Origin of the sequence: Ruegeria sp. HKCCD6604, assembly GCF_013110635.1 — a bacterium.
Taxonomy (GTDB): domain Bacteria; phylum Pseudomonadota; class Alphaproteobacteria; order Rhodobacterales; family Rhodobacteraceae; genus Ruegeria.
This window is the reverse complement of the sequence record NZ_WVQW01000006.1, coordinates 55,489-70,904: the sequence shown is the minus strand read 5'-3', so window position 1 is coordinate 70,904 and position 15,416 is coordinate 55,489. Positions and strand designations below refer to the sequence as shown.

The window sequence follows — 15,416 nt, the reverse complement described above, 5'->3', positions numbered from 1 at the left end:
CAGGCTCAGCTCGCCTCATCCAGAATGGCAAGCACGTCGTCCTTGCCTTCGTTTTGCTTTTTCTTGAGTTTCTTGACTTCGCGCTCAAGCTTGCGCACTTCGGTTTTCTTCACGGTCGCGTCGCGGCGGTGCTTGTGTTCCCGCAGCCATTCCCACAGGAAACCAATAACCAATCCTGCTGCAACACCCCCTAAAACCACCAGAAACAGCGGCAGTGACGCGCTGAGGTTAAAACCCAGAAGCTCGGCCAGAGCATCCGGCATCAGTTTCAGTTCAACGGACTGAACATTGGCAAGAGACACGGAAATCAGGATGATCCCGAGAGCCGCCAGAAAAGCATATCGAAGGTAACGCATCATGGTGTCAGGCTTTACCGTTCAATCGATCCCTGAGCAACTTGCCAGTTTTGAAAAACGGTACACATTTTTCTTCGACCTGCACTGTCTCGCCCGTGCGCGGGTTGCGCCCAACACGTGCGTCGCGTTTCTTCACGGAAAAGGCACCAAAGCCCCGCAGTTCGACACGGTCACCGCGCGCCATGGCGTCTGTGACTTCTTCGAATACGGTGTTCACGATCCGCTCGACATCACGCTGATAGAGATGCGGGTTTTCGTCAGCGATTTTCTGAATCAATTCTGAACGGATCATGCGTGATACCCTCCCAGGCAGCCGGTGTGACAGGTCTACTGTTTTGACAGTATAGGAAAAAACCCGGAAGGGGGGAACGGATACTCTGAGTTTTGAGGCTTTATTTTGCCACATTCTCGCGCGAAATTTTATCTGTCAGGCCAATTTCCACACTTAATGCGCGATCAATCCCCTTATTAACCCTGCGGTTCGGAACATATTGATTCGCAACAAAAACGGCCCCGCACTGTCGTGCGGGGCCGAAATTCATGCTTGGGATACTGCCTTGGCTCAGTCGCCGGATTTCAAGGCTGCACCCAGGATATCGCCCAGCGATGCGCCCGAATCGGAAGAACCGTACTGTTCCACGGCCTCTTTCTCTTCGGCGATCTCGCGCGCCTTGATCGACAGGCCCAGACGACGGGTCTTGCTGTCGACGTTGGTGACGCGGACGTCGACCTTGTCACCGACCGAGAAACGCTCGGGGCGCTGTTCGGCACGGTCACGCGACAGATCCGAACGACGGATGAACGACTTCATGCCTTCGTATTCGACCTCGATGCCGCCATCTTCGATCGCGGTGACTTCGACAGTGATCACCGAGCCACGCTTCACGCCGCCCACGGCTTCGGCGAACTTGTCACCGCCCAGGGCTTTGATCGACAGCGAGATACGCTCTTTTTCGACGTCAACTTCCGAGACAACCGCCTGAACGACATCGCCCTTGCGGTAGTTCTGGATCGCATCCTCGCCACGCTCGTCCCAGGACAGGTCGGACAGGTGAACCATGCCGTCGATGTCGCCTTCGAGGCCAATGAACAGACCGAATTCGGTGATGTTCTTGACTTCGCCTTCGACCTCGGTGCCCTCGGGGTGTGTTTCTGCAAACACTTCCCACGGGTTGCGCTGAGTCTGCTTCAGGCCCAGAGACACGCGACGCTTGGCGCCGTCGATTTCCAGAACCATGACGTCGACTTCCTGGCTGGTCGAAACGATCTTGCCGGGGTGGACGTTTTTCTTGGTCCAGGACATCTCGGACACGTGCACCAGACCTTCGACACCGGCTTCCAGCTCGACGAACGCGCCGTAGTCGGTGATGTTGGTAACGCGACCCTGATGGACCGAGCCCAGCGGGTACTTGGCAGCAACCAGATCCCACGGATCTTCCTGCAGCTGCTTCATGCCCAGGCTGATGCGGTGGGTCTCTTTGTTGATCTTGATGACCTGAACCTTGATGGTTTCGCCGATCGTCAGGATCTCGGACGGGTGGTTCACACGGCGCCATGCCATGTCGGTGACGTGCAGCAGGCCGTCAACGCCGCCCAGGTCAACGAATGCACCGTACTCGGTGATGTTCTTGACAACACCCTCGACGGTCTGACCTTCGGACAGGTTGCCGATGACTTCGGCACGCTGTTCGGCACGCGATTCTTCCAGGATGGCGCGACGCGAAACAACGATGTTGCCACGGCGGCGGTCCATTTTCAGGATCTGGAACGGCTGCTTCAGACCCATCAGCGGGCCGGCGTCGCGCACGGGGCGCACGTCAACCTGGCTGCCGGGCAGGAACGCAACTGCGCCACCCAGATCGACGGTGAAACCACCTTTGACGCGACCAAAGATTGCACCTTCGACGCGCTGGTCGTCGGCATATGCTTTTTCCAGACGGTCCCATGCCTCTTCACGGCGGGCCATCTCACGCGAGATGACGGCTTCGCCACGGGCGTTTTCTGCGGCACGCAGGTAAACTTCGACCTCGTCACCAACAGCGATTTCAGGGGCTTCGCCGGGATTTGCGAATTCTTTCAGATCAACGCGGCCTTCCATTTTGTAGCCTACGTCGATGATGGCTTGGCCGGCTTCGATCGCCAGAACCTTGCCTTTGACAACAGACCCCTCTTCGGGTGTGTCCATTTCGAAGCTTTCATTCAGGAGGGCTTCGAATTCCTCCATGGATGCGTTAGCCATGTGGCGTTGTTTTCCTTTACAATACGTTTTTGCTGGCCGAGCGGTTGTCTCCGCCGGTCTTGTTTCATGATGTCTTCAGGCGTGATCCGGTGCGCCCCTGAGCAAACAAACACAAAGGGCCGAGGTAACTCGGCCCTGCTCAGAAACGTCATCCGGACGTTGACCGCCCTTGTATCGACAGCGCGCGTATAGGCGGATTCCCCGGTATGTGCAAGGGCAAAGCCCATATTTTCAAGGTTTGGCGGCTCTGTACCCAGGCGCGTTGCCGGTTTTGAAGGTCCAAACCCCGGCATCGCGCCGCAGCATGGCCTGTTCAATTGCGTCCAGTCGCATCAACGCTGCGGATGGGTTGCGCGCACCTCCGGCCCGGTTCCAGATTTTTTGCGCAGAAACGGGGCTCCACGGCAAGCTTGCCGAGGCCAACCACAGGCGCAGCCCTGACGGCAGAGAGTCGTAGACCTGCATAAGCGCCGCCTGTCGTCTCCGACGTTTGAGGGTACTCCGCAAGTTCCGACCCCTTGTTTGCCCTTGTTTCTTGAGTTGTTGCAATACGGTCGCCTTTCGCAATGTGTATGTAATTACATTACATATCAACAAAGCACACGGAAGTAAAAAAGACGGGGAGTTTGCACCCCGCCTTTACTGCAAACATTCCCTGCGCGACGGGCAGGAAGCAGTCAGAACAGTTGCAGATCCTTTTTGCCGCTTTGGATTTCAGCAAAGTTCGGCATGTTCTCGATGACAACAGGGGCTGGCGCCGTGCCCGGCATCGCCACTGTAGGCTTCATTGCCGCCGCCATTCCAAAGGCAGGTTGATCAAGTTCCCCCCGGATATCGCGCAACAGTGTTTTGTGATCCGGCATGGATTTAACGATCTTCGCCAGATCCATTTTCGCGTTCTTCATACCCTGGAACCAAATCGGTTTCTTCAACGGTCGAAGACGATCACGGATGCCCGAACCATAGCCCGTATCATAAACCTGTTTTCCCAACAGAACGGTCTGATAAACGCGGCTGTCAAACAAAGTGGCGAACTCGATATCGTGATCCATCGGCAGGCGATACTGCCACAAGTCAAGGTTTTCGGCCAACCGATCCGGTATCTTCATCTCGGTGCGCGCATCGATCCAGTATTGGTCATCGGTACGGTTGCCCAACCGATAGTGCAAACAGATGAATTCCAGAACCTCATTATAGAGCTTGTCCATCTGCCGATTGTATCTGTCCCTCAGCGAAGGCTCGATGTCTCGCGTGGGCAAATGCTCGGCGAACCAGCGTATCGCATGGTCAATCATGTGGATCGCCGTGCTTTCCAGCGGTTCAATGAACCCGCCGGACAGGCCTATGGCCACGCAATTCTTGACCCAGGCATTGCGCACGCGACCGACGCGCATCGGGATCACGCGCGGTGTCAAACCCTTGCCGCTGTCTCCCAGCCACTCAAGGTATTCGTCCGCCGCCTGATCATCCGTGCGGTGTGCCGACGAATAGACATATCCTGTGCCCACACGGTTAAAAAGCGGCACGCGCCACGTCCAACCCGCGCCCAAAGCAGTGGATCTGGTGGCGCTTTCGATCTTGTCAGGATCCGGATGCTCGATCTGCAACGCCAAGGCCCGATCATTGGGCAGGTAGTCAGAGTAATCCAAAAATGGCTCGCCAAGTGCCTTGTTGATGATCAGCCCACGGAACCCGGTGCAATCCACGACCATCTCAATGTCATGGCGGCCTTTTGCCTCGAGCATGAGATGACTGACATTGCCCTGTTCATCCAACTCGACCGTTTGCACCTCATCCCGGATATGCTCCACTCCGCGCTTCGTGCAGACCCTGGTCAGCATGCCTGCAAACTTTACGGCATCCAGATGATAGGCATAACCAAACCGTTGTTCGAATTCCGGCTGCCCCAACTGACGCGCGCCCTTACACAAACGGGCCAGATCATCATGCGGCGATATGGACTGCGTGAAATCCCTGTCGCCATTGCCGAAGCGCAGGAAATACTCGGCGGCCTCCAGCCCCTCAAGCATCTGGCCGTGCGCAAAGGGGTTCATGTAGTCGATGCGATTGCCCTTGGCGTCATTGTTCCAATTGCAGAACTTCACACCCAGCTTGAAGGACGCGTTGGTCTCGCGGAAGAAACTCCGCTCTGAAATACCCGCCTGACGCAGCGTGACAGGCATCCGCGGAACCGTGGCCTCACCCACCCCCACGGTCGAGATGTTCGGGCTTTCGATCAGGCAGATTTGCGGTCGATCCTTGGGCGTTGACGTGCGGGAAAACACCATGTCCAGGATCAGCGCGGTCATCCATCCAGCCGTACCGCCACCCACGATGGTGATTTTGTTCAAACGATTGTTCATGTAATTTTGTCCCTGTTGGCTTGGGAATTTTTTGCTGCGCCCCTGTTTTTTTGCAGGTTGTGTCGCAGCTTTCCCTTTTCGCTGGGAAGAAACTATAACAGCTTTCCTGAATCCATCTAGGGTCTATGACGCACCGGCCTGAAGGCCCGGCCGCGCAACATCGGCCAACCAGCAGGCGTCACGCCAGTCCCATATTCACGGTGCAGTCAGATCTCTTCGCCTTTCTTCAGCAGCTCTTCAATCAACTCACGTTGCAGATCGGTGCTGTCGCCGCCTCCGAACTCTGCCGCACCGCCGGAATACAGGGTGCCATATGTCCTGGCGATGTTCACAGTCTGGGCCAGCCCCGAGATCAGCTGGTCTTTTTCCAAAAGGGACAATGGGTGGATAAACGCAGCCCACAAGGTGCCATTGGCAATCGCATAGCGGGCATCCAACGTGCTGTCGAAATTGGCCTGCATCATTCGGATCAAGTCTTCCTCCGACAGCGCCTCGGCGCTGCGGATCGGGACCATGGCCCGCATCCGATCCGCATTGGTGTCGGTGATGACCAAGACCTGCACCCCTGCAATCGTCAATTGAAACCCGGGGCCGCTCGGCTCTGCTTCGGGGTCAAGTGCAAAAAGAATGTTGCCCAGCCGTTCGTAGGTCATCGGCGGTTCAGCTTCGGGTGGGCTTTGCACGGGCTCTTGCGCGGCAAGGCTTCGGGCAATGAAAACAAGAATGAAGGCTAATCGGATCATGATGACACTCCTGCGGGCATTCTTTCAGCATAGGTGTGAAAACCCGCACTGACCAAACAAAGCTTGGTGAATGCGCCTTCTGGCCATTCAGATACTTGTACGATCTGCAATATCTGATGGCCTATCTGCGATTACACGTCCAGCTTTCATCCCCTAACTATGTTTCACCGGTCGACGATCCGATCGACCCGAACCCAGAACCGAAAGGAAACGTGTAATGAAAACCATCGTCTTCACCGCCCTGGCAGCCGCCATCGCCCTGTCCACCCCGGCCTTTGCCGCCGACGAAATCAACGTGTCAAACGGCATCTCGGCCGCAGGTGCCCCGCTTGCCGCACATGGGGTCGATCTGGTTGCATTGGTCAATGATGGCAACCCGGTCGAAGGTTTCGCCACCCACTCGGCGACCTATGATGGTGCATCCTATTACTTCACCACCGCCGCCAACCTCGAGGCGTTCGAGGCGAACCCGGCGGCCTACCTGCCGCAGCATGGTGGGTTCTGCTCGTTCGGCGTATCGGTCGGCAAGAAGTTTGACGGAGACCCGGATCAGTACCTGGTTGCAGATGGAAAACTGTACCTGTTCCTGAACGCCGAAACCCGCGCGGCCTTCCTGAAGGACGTTCCCGCCACCGCAAAAACGGCGGACGAACAGTGGGCAAATATCAAGAGCATCGCCGTAGGCGAGCTGTAAATTCTGCCCCCTGCCTGCGACGTCAGCGCGTCGCGGGCAGTTTTGCGCTTATGATTTCAAGCGCCTTGGCCAATGCAGCCTCGATACTGAGGTCTGTTGTGTCCAGTTGCACTGCATCCTCAGCTGGCTTCATCGGCGCAGCGCTGCGCTCTGCGTCGCGCGCATCCCGCTCTTTGACATCTGCCAGAACCTGTTCGCGCGTCACGTCAGCCCCTTTTGCGCTAAGCTCCAGAAACCGGCGTTCGGCTCGCACCTCTGGGCTGGCCGTTACAAACAGCTTCACCTCGGCATTGGGACAAATCACTGTCCCGATGTCGCGCCCATCCAAGACCGCCCCGCCTGACCTTCGGGCAAAGGCGCGCTGAAAATCCACCAAGGCAGCGCGAACCTCGGGGATCACCGCCACTTTGGAGGCGGCCTGCGCGATTTCAGCCGTGCGCAGATCACCCTGCTCAAGCTCTTCGGCGGTCAGGGCCTGCGCTGCTTCAAGCGCGCCAAACCCTTCAAGAGTACGCCGCCCAACGGCGCGATACAGCAAGCCGGTGTCCAGATGCGCAAACCCGAAATGCGCCGCAACGGCTTTGGAGATCGTACCCTTGCCCGCAGCCGCAGGTCCGTCAATGGCGACAGTGAAGCTCACCTGCGCTCTACCTTTGCTCCCAGCGACGCCATCAACGGTTCAAAAATCGGGAAGGATGTCGCGATCGGGCCGCCATCATCCACGCTTACCGGGTTCTGCGCGCCCATGCCCATCACCATGAAGGACATGGCAATGCGGTGATCCAGGAAGCTTTCGCACGTCCCGCCGCCCGGAACCTTGCCGATGCCCAACCCTTCGACCGACCACCAGTCGTCACCCTCGTTGACCGTGACGCCGTTGGCGCGCAGACCGCGTGCCATGGCGTCGATGCGGTCGCTTTCCTTCACTCGGAGTTCCTTCACTCCGCCCATCATCGTCGTTCCCGTGGCGTTTGCGGCAACCACGGACAAAACGGGATATTCGTCGATCATCGAGGCCGCGCGTTCAGGCGGCACGTCAATGCCCTTCATGTTTGGCGAGTACTTCGCGCGCAGATCGGCAACCGGCTCGCCGCCCTCTTCGCGTTCGTTTTCATAGGTCAGGTTAGCGCCCATCTCGCGCAGCGTCGTGAACAGGCCCGCGCGCGTGGGGTTCAGGCCGATACCCGGCACCAGAACGTCCGAACCGGGCGTGATCAGCGCCGCGCAAACCGGGAAGGCCGCGCTGGACGGGTCGCGCGGTACGGCGATGACCTGCGGCTTCAATTCGGGGCGCCCCGTCAAAGTGATGACCCGGCCTTCATCGGTGTCTTCCACCGTGATTTCGGCACCGAACCCGGACAACATCCGCTCGGAATGATCGCGGGTCGCCTCTTTCTCGATAACCACGGTTTTACCGGGGGCATTCAGCCCCGCCAGCAGAACGGCGGATTTCACCTGGGCCGAGGGCACCGGAACTTCGTACCGGACCGGAGTCGGGTCCGACGCACCGACGATCGTCATGGGCAAACGCCCCCCCGAGCGGCCTACGGCCTGCGCCCCAAACAGCGCAAGCGGATCCGTTACCCGCGCCATGGGGCGCTTGTTCAGGCTGGCATCACCAGTAAAGGTTGCCGTAATCGGCGAGGTCGCCATGGCACCCATGATCAGCCGGACTCCGGTGCCGGAATTGCCGCAGTCAATCACCTGATCCGGTTCGGCAAACCCGCCGACGCCCACGCCATGCACCGTCCATTCGCCGCCGCCATGATCTGTGACTTCGGCCCCGAAGGCCCGCATTGCCTTTGCGGTGTCCAAGACGTCCTCGCCTTCGAGCAACCCCGAGATCCTGGTCTCGCCCACAGCCATCGCGCCAAGGATCAACGACCGGTGCGAAATCGACTTGTCGCCCGGCACCTCTGCCGTGCCGGTCAGCGGGCCGCAGGGATGCGAAGTCATCGGGATGGGCGTTCCGTGTCCGGACATGGGGGCTCCTTTTGCGCTATCAGTGCTCAAGCCGATTAGCGAATTGGCACCGGTTGGTCCAGCGGCAATCAGTCTTTGCGGCGGAAGGTCAGGTAATGGGGCGTGCGACCTTCACGCAAGGCTTTCTGCTCGTAGCGTGTGGAAATCCAGTCGTCCCACGGCTCGCGCCAATCTGCGGGGCGCTCGGCCAGCCACTCGAACCCGGCGCGGGGGACTTCCTCGAGAGTCTGCCGCACATAGTCGGGGATGTCCGTGGCGACCCGGAAGATCGATCCGGGCTTCAAGACCTTTGCCAACGGTTCAAGATGTTCCGGTGTCACGAAACGGCGACGATGATGCCGGGTTTTGGGCCACGGGTCAGGATACAGAAGGAAGGCGCGCGATATGCTGGCCTCTGGCAGAACGTCGAACAGGTCTCGGGCATCGCCGGGATGCACAGCAAGGTTATCAACCCCCGCCTGCCGAATTTTACCCAGCAGCATAGCAACACCGTTGATATAGGGCTCGGCCCCGATGATGCCGATGTCGGGGTTGCTTTGCGCCTGATGAACCAGATGCTCGCCGCCGCCAAAGCCGACTTCCAGCCAGACCGGCTTGCCGCCGAACAACTTGTTCAGGTCCAACGGCCTGCGTTCGGGGTTTGTATCCCAATCCACCGCACCGGGCGACAAAGCCGCCAGATCTTCGTTCAGATAGGTCTTTTGGCTGGGCTTCAGGGTCTTGCCCTTGAAGCGGCCATAGAAGTTTCTGCGCGGGCGTTGTGGGGTCTCGGTGCTCATGGCGGTCGCCATACTGCGGGCCAGAGAACGTTGCAAGGGCGCGTGGTACACACGAGGAAAAAGCGCGCCCTGAAAGGCGCGCTTTGTGTTGTTCAGATCAAACTGCGGATTTCAACGCATCGACCAGATCGGTGCGCTCCCAGCTGAAACCCCCATCATCGCTCGGCTGGCGACCAAAGTGGCCGTAAGCAGCTGTGCGCTGATAGATCGGTTTGTTCAGTTGCAGATGCTGGCGAATGCCGCGCGGTGTCAGATCCATGACCTCACCCACAGCTTTTTCGATAACCGCATCCGCCAATTGGCCGGTTCCGTGCGTGTCGGCATAGATCGACAGCGGCTTGGACACGCCAATCGCATAGCTCAGCTGAATCGTGCAGCGTTCGGCCATGCCGGCCGCCACGACGTTTTTGGCCAGATAGCGTGCTGCGTATGCTGCCGAGCGGTCAACCTTGGTCGGGTCTTTGCCCGAGAACGCGCCGCCGCCATGAGGGGCCGCACCGCCATAGGTATCCACGATGATCTTGCGCCCGGTCAGGCCCGCGTCACCATCCGGTCCGCCGATAACGAATTTGCCGGTCGGGTTGACGTGCCATTCGGTTTCGGCCGACAGCCAGCCGTCAGGCAGGGTTTCGCGGATATAAGGCTCGACGATGGCGCGGATATCATCCGAAGACAACGCTTCATCCAGATGCTGCGTAGACAGAACGATCGAGCTGACGCCAACCGGCTTGCCGTCGCGATAAACGACTGAAAGCTGCGACTTTGCATCAGGGCCCAAAGCAGGTTCGGTACCATTCTTGCGTACTTCCGCCAGTCGCCGCAGGATAGCGTGCGAATACTGGATCGGTGCGGGCATCAGCGCCGGAGTTTCAGTCGTGGCATAACCGAACATGATGCCCTGGTCGCCGGCACCCTCGTCCTTGTCATCCGCAGCATCAACGCCCTGAGCGATATGGGCGGATTGTTCGTGCAGCAGATTGGTTACTTCGACGGTTTCGTGGTGAAACTTGTCCTGCTCGTAACCGATGTCTTTGACACAGTCGCGGGCGATCTGTTCGATGCGTCCCATGTAATCGTGCAGCTTGTCTTGATCAGACAGACCTACTTCGCCACCGATCACAACCCGGTTGGTCGTGGCGAAGGTTTCGCAGGCCACACGGGCTTCTGGTTCTTCATTGAGAAATGCATCAAGGACAGCATCCGAGATGCGGTCACAGACCTTGTCGGGATGCCCTTCGGAAACGGATTCCGAAGTAAATGTATAGTTCTGTCGGGACATAAATGCGCTCCATTAGGGGTTTCTCCGCCACGCCAGGAAGCCGTTGTGACAGGTCACAGACGCATACGCTCGCTTAAAGATGGGGTCAATCTTAAATTATTTGGTCAGGCGACGGATGTTGAACCACGCCAATGCAGCAAGAAACAATAGCAGTCCAAGAACAGGGCTGTCCCCGATGCGGGAATAAACTGTTGGCTGATGTGGCTGCGGCAGGATCGCATCCACGTATCCCGCCTTGCCCAGCGCCATTGAGGCCGTGACCTGACCCAATGGGTCAATCATGGCCGATATGCCGGTATTGGCTGAACGGATCATCGGCAGACCCTGTTCAATTGCCCTCATCCGGGCCTGTGCCAGATGCTGAAACGGTCCCGAACGCGTTCCGAACCATGCGTCATTGGTGATCTGCAACAGAAAGTCCGCCCGACCCGCCGCCCCGTTCACATCCTGCGGGAACACGGCTTCGTAACAGATCAGAGGCAGCGCCTTTCCCAATTTGCCAAGGCCCAAGAGCTCGGGCCCCGGCCCTGCGCTGAATCCATGCCCCGTTGTGGCCGCCATCCCATAAATCCCAAAACGGCCCATCAACTCGCCAAAAGGCACATATTCTCCAAACGGGGCCAGATGGTGTTTGTCATACAGACCGCCCTGCTGCCCGGCTTCGTCCAGATAGACCATCGAGTTGAAAATCCTCTGGCCGTCTCCGCGCTGGATCCCCAAAACCACGGGCGTCCCCTGAGCGGCATCCGCAATGGCCGTCAAATACGGTTGCGCGCTGCCCAGCCAGGCTGGAACTGCGGTCTCGGGCCAGACGATCAGGTCCGGTCTGGGCAAAGCGGCGGAATATTCAATCTGACGGGCAAAGAACAAGGGCGCATATGCCGGGTCCCACTTTTGGTGCTGCGGGGCGTTGGGCTGAACAACACGAACTGTGTGCGGGCCTTCCTGAACCGTTGGCCGCATCGACGTATAGCCAATCGCCAGCACCGCCGCCACAGCTGAAAATCCCAGTGGACGGACCAGTGCCCGCAAGCGTCTTTCCTGAGCCAGTGCCGCCCCTATCGGAAACGCCACGGCAAATGTCAGCGCATTCAGGCCATACGGCCCTACCAGAGACAGCAATTGCGCCACGGGCGTATTCACCCAGATTTGCGCCACTCCGCCCCAGGGGAACCCGGTCAGCACGTATCCCCGTGCCAGTTCAGCCAGCGACAGCGTTGCGATCAGCAAAACGCTTTGCTGCATGGCGGTCGCGCCAACATGCCGCGCCAGTCGAAACGCAATTGCCCAGAACAGGGCGAGCCCGCCGGCCATGAAAACCAGCGCAAACGGTGCCATCCAGGCGTGGCGCTCTGCATCCACCTGGAAGGGCTCGATGATCCAGCTGAGCGCATGGGCAAAATAGCCGGTGGCGAAGAACCAGCCGATCCACCCCGCGCGAGCACGGGTTTCACTGCCAAGGAACACCGGAACGATCAAAACCAGTGCAACAACCGTAGCGCCCCAATACCCATGCGGTGCCTGGCCAAAAGCGCCGAAGGCGCCCAGTGCGGCGGCGGCAAACAATCTCAACGATGACGGCCAGCCCCGGAGAGGCGTCATGCAGCGACGTCCGGCAGCATGACGCGCAACCGTTTGATGCGTCGCGGGTCGGCTTCAATCACTTCGAATTCCGGCCCTTCCGGATGGATCACGACCTCACCCCGTGCCGGAACACGCCCGGACAGCATGAACACTAGCCCCCCCAGCGTGTCGATGTCTTCTTCATCCACATCCTCGTGGCTGGTCAAGGATCTGCCGATCTCGGCTTCGAAGTCCTCAAGCGGCACACGTGCCTGCACAACGTAACAGCCCGGCTTTTCCTGCACCCAAAGCTGATCTTCGTCTGCATCGTGTTCGTCCGCGATCTCACCCACGACCTGCTCGATCAAGTCTTCGATCGTCAGCAGCCCGTCGACGCCGCCATACTCATCAATAACCAACGCCATATGGCGACGTTCGGTCTGCATCTTGGTCAGCAGGACACCGATCGGCATTGAAGGCGGCACAAACAAAAGCGTGCGCAACATGGATTTCAGGTCAAACTTGTCGGCACCGCCATTGAAACCATGGGTCAGTGCGAAGTCCTTGAGGTGAACGAAGCCCAACGGCGTATCCAGCGTTCCTTCATAGACCGGGATTCTGGACAACCCACTGTCCCGGAACACGTCGGCCAGTTCATCCTTGGTGATGGTAGAAGGAACCGCGATGATCTCGGCCGTTGGAATGGCCACGTCTTCGACGCGCATCCGGCGCAGGTTCATCATCCCGTGAGGCCGAGCTGCCGCTGCGCTCTGCCCATTCATCACCGGGCTTTGCTGAGTCTCATGACCCGAAAACGCGTCGAAAATTCGAGAAATAAACCCGCTTTTCTCTTCTGTATCATTGCCGCTGTCCTGAGGTTGCGCGCTTTGCGCTGCCCTAGAACTGCCGTCTGTTTCGCCCATTACCTTGTTCCAACTGATCGGGTCGCTTGACCCACCTTATACCTTATATGGGTCATCTATACCCAACTTGCCAAGTATCTCGACCTCAATCCCTTCCATCAAAGCGGCATCGGGGTCACGAATGTGATCATATCCCAGCAAATGCAACGTTCCGTGAACAAGCAAATGAATGACGTGATCGTCAATGCCCTTGCCTGCCTCATCCGCCTCACGCGCGCAGGTGTCGAAGGAAATCGCAATATCGCCCAAAGGAATTTCACCGGTGAAATCCGGCTTTGGCGGATGCGGCGCTTGCCCGGCTTCCTCCGGGGCCAAGTCTTCTGCCGGCCAGCTCAGAACATTGGTGGCGGCTGGTTTGCCGCGAAACTCGGCGTTCAGCTCCGAAATGCGCGAATCATCGCATCCCAGAACGCTGATCTCGCAAAGCTCAGGGTCCAGTTCCGCATGGGACAGGACGGCAGATATTGCTTGCCGCGACAAAGCTTCAAGCCCTTGCCACCGGTCGTCTTCGACAGTGAGTTCCAGATTCATCTTATCGCACAACAGCCCTGTGAATGAGCCTTGCAATCAACTGGTTTCGCGGCCCGCATCCGCCTCATACGCTTCGATGATCGCGGCCACAAGCGGGTGGCGAACCACGTCCTTGGACGTGAAATAGTTGAAACTGATGTTGGGGATCGTTTTCAACAGTCTTTCCGCATCCTGCAAACCCGACTGAACGCCGCGTGGCAAATCCACCTGAGACCTGTCGCCGGTGATTACCATGCGGCTGCCTTCGCCCAGACGAGTCAGGAACATCTTCATCTGCATGGTCGTGGCGTTCTGTGCCTCGTCCAGCACTACAAAAGCATTGGCCAACGTGCGTCCACGCATGAACGCCAGCGGCGCTATTTCGATTCGCTTTTCCTCGATCAGCTTGGCCAACTGCTTGCCGGGCAGAAAATCATTCAGCGCGTCGTACAGCGGCTGCATGTAGGGATCGACCTTGTCCTTCATGTCACCGGGCAGATAGCCCAGTTTTTCACCCGCCTCGACCGCCGGGCGGCTGAGGATGATTCGATCCACATGGCCGCCAATGAACATCGACACGCCCACGGCGACAGCCAGATAGGTTTTCCCCGTGCCAGCTGGCCCGATGCCAAATGCAAGCTCATTTTGAAACAGTGACTGCACATAAGCCTTCTGGGCGTCCGTGCGCGGTTCCACCAGTTTCTTGCGGGTTTTGATTTCGACTGAACCGCCCTTAAACATTTCCAACTGATCGCCGTCGCGGCTGCCGGTCCCCTGTTCCGAACCACCCATCCGCAGTTCTCGGTCCACGTCCGCGGCCTCGACCTCGCGCCCGCCTTCCAATCGCGTGTAAAGCGATTGAAGCACCTCAATAGCCTGCTTCTGGGCGTCTTCATCGCCCATCACGACAAGCTGATTGCCGCGGCGTACGATCTGGACGGAAAGCTTGCTTTCGATGTCGGTCAGATTGCGGTCGTATTCGCCGCACAGGTCAATCAACAATCGGTTGTCGGGAAACTCTAAAAACGCCTCGCGTTGGGGCATTTCGTCTTGCGGTGGGGTCAGGGCACCGATGGCCAATCCGTTCTCCTGTCTTGGCAGTTCACCCTGAGCGTAGACAACAAATCTCGGTGGGCGCAAGCCACAGTTTCAAAAATAAGCCCACAGATGACAAAAGCGCCGATCATACAAAAGAAAAAGCCTGTCAGACGCGCATCAGAACGTATAGTTCAGCCCGAATCTCAAGCCGCCGTATTTCGGTGTGGACTTCGTGGAAAAGCCCGAACCGAATTGAACGTCTTCGGATTTGAACTGGACGTATTCGTATTCGCCGGTGACCGACCAATTGTCTGTCAGCTTGTGTTCGGCACCGATGCTTGCGGTATATCCGCCCCGCCGATCCGACACCGCAAAATTCTGTGTCGAAGTCCCCGTTGCGATATTGTTGGTTGTCTCAACATCCCCCCACAAGTAACCGACACTGAAAAAGTACAGAACCCGACCGTTTCGACTTGTCAGGCCGCTTCGGTACCTGAGGGACAAAACGTCAGAAACCTCTGTCCCACCCTGAACATCGGCACCAGAGATCTGGGTTCTGACACTATCGTCCAAGGATCCGAAATCATAACTGACTTCAAAACCATAAACGAAATCACGCCCCCACCTTGAAGGCAGAACACCACGCCAGCCACCACGAAAGCCACCGTATGCGCCGGATACGTTCAGGTCGCCAATATCAAACAGCCCGGCGGGCGTTCTCAGACCAAATCGATCGTCCCAGCCAGATGCGTAGCCGCCAGCAATCCCCAGGTAAAATGCACTGACGTCACTGCTGAACTTCTTGGGGCTGATAACGACAGGATCGGTTGTCGTGCCCTTCAGGTCTCCGGCAATCGTCGCGCTGGCAAAAAAAGTGACAACCGAGGCCAAAGGCAAGGTTTTCACTAGGCTCAGGGTCCTGAAGCTGTTCAAGATTGGCACTCGT

At 58.1% G+C, this 15,416-nt stretch carries 16 protein-coding genes and 1 riboswitch; of the genes, 1 reads left to right on the top strand and 15 read right to left on the bottom strand.

Annotated features, from left to right (window positions below; genetic code table 11):
- Positions 1-5: 5 nt before the first annotated feature.
- The 6 genes from GS614_RS14705 to GS614_RS14680 all read right to left on the bottom strand — a co-directional run bounded on the left by GS614_RS14705 (position 6) and on the right by GS614_RS14680 (position 5,701).
- Positions 6-356, bottom strand: a complete 351-nt coding sequence (locus GS614_RS14705) for a lipopolysaccharide assembly protein LapA domain-containing protein (protein ID WP_171117412.1) — start codon at positions 354-356, stop codon at positions 6-8.
- A gap of 7 nt (positions 357-363) precedes the next feature.
- Positions 364-648: an integration host factor subunit beta gene (ihfB, locus tag GS614_RS14700; RefSeq protein WP_050603110.1), complete on the bottom strand. Its 285-nt coding sequence runs from the start codon at positions 646-648 to the stop codon at positions 364-366.
- A gap of 270 nt (positions 649-918) precedes the next feature.
- Positions 919-2,595 carry a 30S ribosomal protein S1 gene (gene rpsA / locus GS614_RS14695; protein ID WP_068337749.1) on the bottom strand — a complete coding sequence of 559 codons (1,677 nt, stop codon included), beginning with the start codon at positions 2,593-2,595 and terminating at the stop codon, positions 919-921.
- A gap of 231 nt (positions 2,596-2,826) precedes the next feature.
- Entirely contained in the window at positions 2,827-3,102 is a 276-nt protein-coding gene (locus tag GS614_RS14690; protein ID WP_256368884.1) for a DUF6525 family protein, read from the bottom strand.
- Between the two features lie 170 nt (positions 3,103-3,272).
- Positions 3,273-4,958, bottom strand: coding sequence for a tryptophan halogenase family protein (locus GS614_RS14685; RefSeq protein ID WP_171117408.1), 1,686 nt, complete (start codon positions 4,956-4,958; stop codon positions 3,273-3,275).
- A 206-nt stretch (positions 4,959-5,164) separates the two neighbouring features.
- A complete protein-coding gene (locus GS614_RS14680) occupies positions 5,165-5,701 on the bottom strand; it encodes a hypothetical protein (protein WP_171726660.1) in 537 nt (178 codons plus the stop codon).
- A 217-nt stretch (positions 5,702-5,918) separates the two neighbouring features.
- Between GS614_RS14680 and GS614_RS14675 the strand changes: the two genes are divergently transcribed.
- The gene (locus tag GS614_RS14675) at positions 5,919-6,395 is read left to right on the top strand and encodes a YHS domain-containing (seleno)protein (RefSeq protein ID WP_171726659.1); all 477 of its coding nucleotides are present in this window, start codon (positions 5,919-5,921) and stop codon (positions 6,393-6,395) included.
- Positions 6,396-6,417: 22 nt separating this feature from the next.
- Here GS614_RS14675 and cmk read toward each other — a convergent pair whose 3' ends face one another.
- The 9 genes from cmk to GS614_RS14630 form a co-directional block, all read right to left on the bottom strand.
- Positions 6,418-7,035: a (d)CMP kinase gene (gene cmk, locus GS614_RS14670; RefSeq protein WP_170344919.1), complete on the bottom strand. Its 618-nt coding sequence runs from the start codon at positions 7,033-7,035 to the stop codon at positions 6,418-6,420.
- Positions 7,032-8,378, bottom strand: coding sequence for a 3-phosphoshikimate 1-carboxyvinyltransferase (aroA, locus tag GS614_RS14665; RefSeq protein WP_171726658.1), 1,347 nt, complete (start codon positions 8,376-8,378; stop codon positions 7,032-7,034). Before aroA ends, cmk begins: the two co-directional genes overlap by 4 nt.
- A 68-nt stretch (positions 8,379-8,446) precedes the next feature.
- Positions 8,447-9,157 carry a tRNA (guanosine(46)-N7)-methyltransferase TrmB gene (gene trmB, locus GS614_RS14660; protein WP_171726657.1) on the bottom strand — a complete coding sequence of 237 codons (711 nt, stop codon included), beginning with the start codon at positions 9,155-9,157 and terminating at the stop codon, positions 8,447-8,449.
- 97 nt (positions 9,158-9,254) lie between these two features.
- Positions 9,255-10,436: a methionine adenosyltransferase gene (gene metK / locus GS614_RS14655; RefSeq protein ID WP_171229546.1), complete on the bottom strand. Its 1,182-nt coding sequence runs from the start codon at positions 10,434-10,436 to the stop codon at positions 9,255-9,257.
- A gap of 5 nt (positions 10,437-10,441) precedes the next feature.
- Positions 10,442-10,491: riboswitch (SAM-SAH riboswitch) on the bottom strand.
- Positions 10,492-10,532: 41 nt separating this feature from the next.
- On the bottom strand, positions 10,533-12,038 hold the full coding sequence (gene lnt, locus GS614_RS14650) for an apolipoprotein N-acyltransferase (protein WP_171726656.1): 1,506 nt from the start codon (positions 12,036-12,038) through the stop codon (positions 10,533-10,535).
- A complete protein-coding gene (locus tag GS614_RS14645; RefSeq protein WP_171330060.1) occupies positions 12,035-12,922 on the bottom strand; it encodes a hemolysin family protein in 888 nt (295 codons plus the stop codon). Before GS614_RS14645 ends, lnt begins: the two co-directional genes overlap by 4 nt.
- Positions 12,923-12,958: 36 nt before the next feature.
- Positions 12,959-13,453, bottom strand: a complete 495-nt coding sequence (ybeY, locus tag GS614_RS14640; RefSeq protein ID WP_171330058.1) for an rRNA maturation RNase YbeY — start codon at positions 13,451-13,453, stop codon at positions 12,959-12,961.
- Positions 13,454-13,489: 36 nt separating this feature from the next.
- Positions 13,490-14,512: a PhoH family protein gene (locus GS614_RS14635; protein ID WP_152457164.1), complete on the bottom strand. Its 1,023-nt coding sequence runs from the start codon at positions 14,510-14,512 to the stop codon at positions 13,490-13,492.
- Between the two features lie 135 nt (positions 14,513-14,647).
- The gene (locus GS614_RS14630; protein ID WP_367396956.1) at positions 14,648-15,412 is read right to left on the bottom strand and encodes an outer membrane protein; all 765 of its coding nucleotides are present in this window, start codon (positions 15,410-15,412) and stop codon (positions 14,648-14,650) included.
- Positions 15,413-15,416: the final 4 nt, after the last annotated feature.